Genomic DNA, 6,131 nt, shown 5'->3' on the forward strand with positions numbered 1-6,131 from the left:
CCGCGCCGTCCCACGAGAAGACGACGAACTGGGGCGGCTCCTGACCGGGCTCCAGCGGCACGGGCTTGCCCGGCTGGTGCGGCTGCTTGCCGGTGAAGGAGGTGGAGCCGTCACCGATCGGCCGTGCGGTGGCGGTGGCCGTGGGCTTCGGGGAGGGCGAACCCGCCCCGCCGGAACCGCGCCCGGGGCTCGGGTCGTCCGACCCGGTGAAGGTGCCGCAGCCCACGAGTCCGGCGGCTGCCGCGGCCCCCGCGCCCAGTCCGAGTGCTCCCCTGCGGGTGAGAGTGCGCATGGCATCCCCGTTCGTCGCGTGCTCTGTTGGTCACCCACTCAGAGGACGCGTCGAACGGGGAGGTTCCGATCATTTGTACGTATTACGTAACAGGGGTGGGACGTGGGTCCCGGCTCAGGCCCCGAAGGCCTTGCCCTTCCCCTGCACCGGCTTGGCGCCGGCCAGCAGGTGCGGCGGGACCAGGTCACGGGCGGGCTCGGAGTAGCCCACGGAGACGATCGTGTCGCCCTGGTACGTGAACGACGTCAGCGAGGCGAGCGTGCACTGCCGCTTGCGCGGGTCGTGCCACAGCCGCCGCCGCTCGACGTAGGACCGCACGATCCAGATCGGCAGCTGGTGACTGACGAGCACCGCCTCATGGCCGCGCGCCTTGTCCTTCGCCGCGTCCAGCGCACCCATCATGCGCACCACCTGATCGACGTACGCCTCACCCCAGGACGGCTTGAACGGGTTGTAGATGTGCCGCCAGTTCCCGGGCCGGCGCAGCGCCCCGTCACCGACGCCGAAGGTCTTGCCCTGGAACACGTTGCCGGCCTCGATGAGCCGCGCGTCGGTGGCGATGTCGAGCCCGTGCGCCTTCGCGATCGGGGTCGCCGTCTCCTGCGCCCGCTCCAGCGGGGAGGCGCAGACGTACGTCACGTCACGGGAGGCGAGGTGCTCGGCGACCCGGTCGGCCATCCGCCGGCCCAGGTCGGAGAGGTGGTAGCCGGCGAGACGGCCGTAGAGGATGCCGTCCGGGTTGGCGACCTCGCCGTGCCGCATCAGGTGGACGACGGTCAGGTCCTTGCTGTTGTCGGTGCTCACGCGGTGGCCTCCGCAGCCGCTCGGGCCGCCGCCGGAAGGGCGTCGGCGATGCGCTGGACGGCCCGTTCGTCGTGGGCCGTGGACACGAACCAGGACTCGTACGACGAGGGCGGCAGGTACACGCCGTTCGCCAGCAGCGAGTGGAAGAAGGCGGTGAAGCGGTACGACTCCTGCGCCTTGGCGTCCTCGTAGTTGCGGACGGGGCGGTCCGTGAAGAAGACGGAGAACATGTTGGAGGCGCTCTGCAGCGTGTGCGCGACGCCCTCCTTGGACAGGGCGTCCGACACCAGCGCCTGGATCTGCTCGGAGACGGCGTTGATCTTCGCGTACGCGGCGTCGTCGAGGAGCCGGAGCTGGGCGAGACCGGCGGCGGTGGCGACCGGGTTCCCGGAGAGGGTGCCGGCCTGGTAGACGGGCCCGGCGGGCGCGAGGTGCGCCATCACGTCGGCCCGGCCGCCGAACGCCGCGGCCGGGAAGCCGCCGCCCATGACCTTGCCGAAGGTCATCAGGTCGGGCCTGACCCCGTCGATCCCGAACCAGCCCGCGCGGCTGGTCCGGAACCCGGTCATGACCTCGTCGGAGATATAGAGGGCGCCGTTGTTCTGGCAGGCGTCCTTGAGTCCCTGGTTGAAGCCGGGCAGCGGCGGTACGACGCCCATGTTGCCCGGCGAGGCCTCGGTGATGACGCAGGCGATCTCACCGGGGTGCCGGTGGAAGGCCTCCTGCACGGCCTCCAGGTCGTTGTACGGCAGGACGATCGTGTCGCCGGCCTGGGCGCCCGTGACGCCGGGCGTGTCGGGCAGGGCGAAGGTGGCGACGCCGGACCCGGCCGCGGCGAGCAGCGAGTCGACGTGGCCGTGGTAGCAGCCGGCGAACTTGATCACCTTGGAGCGCCGGGTGAACCCGCGGGCGAGCCGGATCGCGGACATCGTGGCCTCGGTCCCGCTGGACACCAGCCGGACCTGCTCGACGGGCTCGACCCGCGCGACGATCTCCTCGGCGAGCGTGACCTCGCCCTCACCGGGCGTCCCGAAGGACGTACCGCGCGAGACGGCGTCCTGGACGGCGGCGATCACCTCGGGGTGCGAGTGCCCGAGGATCATGGGGCCCCAGGAACAGACGAGGTCGACGTACTCCCGGCCGTCCGCGTCCGTCAGGTACGGGCCGGTGCCGGACACCATGAACCGGGGCGTGCCGCCGACGGCGCGGAAGGCGCGCACCGGGGAGTTCACGCCGCCCGGCGTGACGACGGCCGCACGGTCGAACAGCGCCTGTGAGGCAGACGCTTCGTATGAATAGGGCAGTTCGCTCATGACCTGCGACTTCTCCGACTTCTCGGACTCCGGTTGCCAGTGACCTCATCAGGGTAGGCCAGGGGCGCCCGAGGACAGCGGGGCCCGTGCCGTGCCCGCCCGGCCCGGCAGGCCGGTCACGGAGCGTTCTTCATCTGCGAAACTGAAACGGACTGAGTCTGATAGACGTAGCTCACACCGACAGCGAGTCGAGGGGCTGCGAAGATCCTGCGGACAGGTGTTTCAGCGTACGTTTCGGCGTGCGGCCGTGGGGGAGGTCACTGACACGATGATCGGGTTGCGCGGCGGGGTCCGCGCGTCCTAGAAAAGCAGTCGGGTGGAGATATGCATCGCGGTGGCGGACTGGGCGAGGGGACCGACGGCATGGGTCCTCGACGTGCCCGGCGGGGAAAGCACCGGCGCGACGCGGAGGAAGCCAACGAAGCACGTCAGACACAGGGCGTCCCTGGTGCCCCTGGTGTACCGAGTGAGTCCGAGCGGCTCGACCGTACGGTCGACCGGCTGCGGGCGGGGAGCGGGAACGGTGGTCGGGTGGGGGTGACGTACAAGTACTTCGGCGCACCGGACGGCGCGACCGCGGCCCGGGTCCCGATCTCGATGCGCCCCGAGGAGCTCGGCGGCGACGAACTCGGCATGAACGGCATGTTCACCAAGATCAAGCCGGAGACGATGGCCGCGATGGTCCTCACCGGCATCGAGGGCGTCCCCCTGCACAAGGTGCCCCCGCTGGAACTCGTCGTCCTCCACCCCGACTACGCGGTGGTGAAACTCCCCATGACGGTCGTCGACCCCCTGCGCGACATCGGCGAGGAAGCGGTCGGCGCGGCAGCCTTCATCTGGTCGACGGTCCCGGACCGGGGCGGGCCGCGGGACGCGTTCAACGTGTACCAGTTGCTGCACGAGTGGCAGGACTTCAGCCATCGGCTGCACGAGGCGGGGCATCAGCCGTATTGCCTTGTGTGGCCGTGACCTGGGGTTTCGTTGGTAGCGGGCGAGGTCTTCGGGCCTCGCCCTTTTCAGTGCCGGAGAAGGGCCGTCAGGCGGCCAGGGCACATTGAGGGCACATTGATTTTGCTGGGGGCACTGATGTGCCCTGGTCGGCGGGCGAATCGTCGCCGTTGTCTTCCGCCTCGGCTTCCGTGAAGGCGTCGTCGATCGCCTTGCGGGTGCGGGTCTCGCTGGACGGCAGCAGGTGCGTGTACGTCCGCAACGTGAAGCCCGGGTCCGAGTGGCCGAGGTACTCGGAGAGCGCCTTGATGCTCTCCCCCGCGTCCAGGAGTACGGAGGCGTAGGCATGCCGGAGGGCGTGCATGCCGTCGTCCGGCGCCGCCTTGAGGTAACGCGCGCCGCGCTCTCGGGGAGGGATCACGCCGGCGGTGGCCAGGGCTCGCTTCCAGTCGCCCATGTTGAAGACGCTTCGGTTGTACGCCCGCGCCTTCGCGTCGACGAAGAGGAGACGGAAGGTCTTCGGTTCGCCGTCCGGCTTGGCCCAGGGCAGGGTGACGGCGGGCGGCGGGAACTCCTTCATGTGAGCCTTGATGGCTGCGGCGAGTTGGTCCGGCAGGGGCACTGACCGGATCTTGTTGCCCTTGGGCAGGGCGAAGACAGGCTTCGTACCGACCAGCCGCACCTGGCGGTTGACGTGGATCCAGCCGCCCTTGAAGTCGATGTCGTCGACTGCGAAGCCGAACACCTCGCCCTGGCGAAGGCCGCAGCCGAAGGCGAGCTTGCCGCCGGCCTGGAAGCGCTTCGGGAGTCCGGCGATGACCGCGCGGACCCGCTCCAGCGACCAAGGGATGATCTTCTTCTTGGTCGCCGTCGGCAGCTTGACCGACTTCGCCTTGCAAGGGTTCTTCGGCAGCAACCCGTCCTCCACGGCCGCGCCGAGGATGCTGGAGAGGATGTCGAAGATGCCCTCGATCGTGGACACCTCCAGGCCGCTGTCCTGGAGTGTGCGGATCCAACCCTGAATGATCGAGGGTTGGTTGAGGGACCGCAGCTCGCGTCGGCCGAGGTGCTCGACGATGTGGTTGCGGACGGTCGCCTCGTAGCGGAGCGCGGTCGTCGGGCCGACGGAGTTCGCGTCGAGCCACTTCTGCGCGTAGGCCCCGAGCGTCTGCTTCGTCTCGGCCGGGACGACGTAGGAGCCACGCCGGATTTCGACGTCGACCTCGGCGGCGCGGTTGTCGGCTGCAGCCTTCGTGTCGAAGTTCTCCTTGCGCTGTTGCCCGTCCAGGTCGCGGTAGCGGACCTGCCAGCGCTTGCCGATGCCGTGGTCGGCGGTGGGGACCATCCGCTTCGTACGGCTCTTGTGGTCGCCACACTCGGCTTCGGTGGGCTTGGGGTGGGACTTGTGCCAGCGGTCGTACACGTCAGCCAAGAAGGGCCCCCTGGATGCACTCGGGGGGCTGGGAGACGGCATGAACCGCCCGCAAGGGCAGCAGGGTTGGGAGCGAGACGCCGTGGGCGGCGTGGAGGCCGACGGGGCCTATTTCTACAAGTCGGGTTGTCATGACAGATATCTGTAACTTGCACCCAGGCGCCGTGGCAAGAGTTAGTTCTTAAACTCTCCACAAGTTGTTTCCCGGGCGAAGTGGTGTTCGTCTCATCGAATTCCGGTACACCACAGCCCTTTCCGGATGGGCGACCGTGCTACCTTCCCCCGGCATCAACAAGATGGGCGATTTAGGCGTCTATCAGTCAGGGTGCCCGGTGGGCTGACTGCGCCCCTCCCGACCTCCAGGTCACACCTCTGAGCTGTAGAGGTACCGGATTCCGGCACTTCCGCCAGTCACGTGGTCGCAGTAAATTTCGACTGCCGTAGGAGCGATTTCGGCAACCGGGGATCGGCCCTTACTGTTTTGCTCTTCCCCGGCCACGCCGGAGAAGTAGACCAGAGAATCGGAAACAACTCTGGGCCTTCCTCTGGGTGGAATAGCCACCTTGGCCACACCACCCATCCAACAACCTGAACCCGAAATGGAGACCTCATTGCCGAACCACTTGCCACGTCTCGCCACCGTCGAGCGTGACCAGCTCGCCACCCCCACCGACGTGGCCGCGTACCTCGGGGTGCCGGTGAAGACGCTCTACCAGTGGAAGTACCGGGGCACCGGCCCCAGCGTCCACAAGGTCGGCCGTCACCTGCGCTACCGCTGGCGGGAGGTGGACACGTGGCTGGACTCCCAGACGTCGTACGACCTCACGGCCTGATCTCGCGTCTGACGCGGACAACGAAGCGGCCCCCGGCGCGCCAACGCCGAGGGCCACAGACTCCCCTGCCGATCGCCCATCCCTGAACGAACGAACTGATGAGGGGCTGGACTTGCCCGTCCTGCCCCTCATCGGAGAGGAACGCCTATGGAGGACTCTACGTCCCCCAGCACCACGAACACCTCCCCCACCGCATGGCCCACTCCCGCCGTCCCCGGCGACGGCATCCCCTGGCGCCGCCGGGATTCGGCGGACACACCGTCCCCTGCGCCGAGGAACGTCGAACACCCGGCGGATGCGCAAGCGCACGGGGACGGTCCCCGGCCGTCTGCCGATGCCGCTATCGGGGACCGTCCCCGCGACCTGTCCGGTACTCGGTCCCCACACGTCCCGGTCTCCGTATCAACATCCGACGCAAACCCGCAGGCCAGTGGCGTGGAATCGGGGACCGGTCCCCAAGAGGCGACAGTTCCACCAGGCGACCGCAACGGGGACCGTGATCACGGTCC

At 68.6% G+C, this 6,131-nt stretch carries 5 protein-coding genes and 1 pseudogene; 2 read left to right on the forward strand and 4 right to left on the reverse strand.

The features are described 5' to 3' along the window. The 3 genes and pseudogenes from BZL64_RS33795 to hemL all read right to left on the reverse strand — a co-directional run. Positions 1–292, reverse strand: a pseudogene (locus tag BZL64_RS33795) (hypothetical protein); the annotation flags it as partial. Between the two features lie 114 nt (positions 293–406). Next, positions 407–1,054, reverse strand: a complete 648-nt coding sequence (locus tag BZL64_RS33800; protein ID WP_086772914.1) for a histidine phosphatase family protein — start codon at positions 1,052–1,054, stop codon at positions 407–409. A 38-nt stretch (positions 1,055–1,092) separates the two neighbouring features. Then, a complete protein-coding gene (gene hemL / locus BZL64_RS33805) occupies positions 1,093–2,409 on the reverse strand; it encodes a glutamate-1-semialdehyde 2,1-aminomutase (RefSeq protein ID WP_086772911.1) in 1,317 nt (438 codons plus the stop codon). A gap of 324 nt (positions 2,410–2,733) precedes the next feature. Here hemL and BZL64_RS33815 point away from each other — a divergent pair, with 324 nt between their 5' ends. After that, positions 2,734–3,378 carry a hypothetical protein gene (locus BZL64_RS33815; RefSeq protein WP_190047026.1) on the forward strand — a complete coding sequence of 215 codons (645 nt, stop codon included), beginning with the start codon at positions 2,734–2,736 and terminating at the stop codon, positions 3,376–3,378. Positions 3,379–3,445: 67 nt separating this feature from the next. Here BZL64_RS33815 and BZL64_RS33820 read toward each other — a convergent pair whose 3' ends face one another. Then, positions 3,446–4,780 (reverse strand): tyrosine-type recombinase/integrase, encoded by a 1,335-nt coding sequence (locus BZL64_RS33820; protein WP_086772913.1) that lies wholly within the window; start codon positions 4,778–4,780, stop codon positions 3,446–3,448. A gap of 608 nt (positions 4,781–5,388) precedes the next feature. Between BZL64_RS33820 and BZL64_RS33825 the strand changes: the two genes are divergently transcribed. Continuing rightward, on the forward strand, positions 5,389–5,622 hold the full coding sequence (locus BZL64_RS33825) for a helix-turn-helix transcriptional regulator (RefSeq protein ID WP_244205653.1): 234 nt from the start codon (positions 5,389–5,391) through the stop codon (positions 5,620–5,622). The last annotated feature ends 509 nt before the right edge of the window (positions 5,623–6,131 follow it).

It is taken from the genome of Streptomyces bobili, from assembly GCF_002154575.1.
GTDB lineage: Bacteria > Actinomycetota > Actinomycetes > Streptomycetales > Streptomycetaceae > Streptomyces > Streptomyces bobili.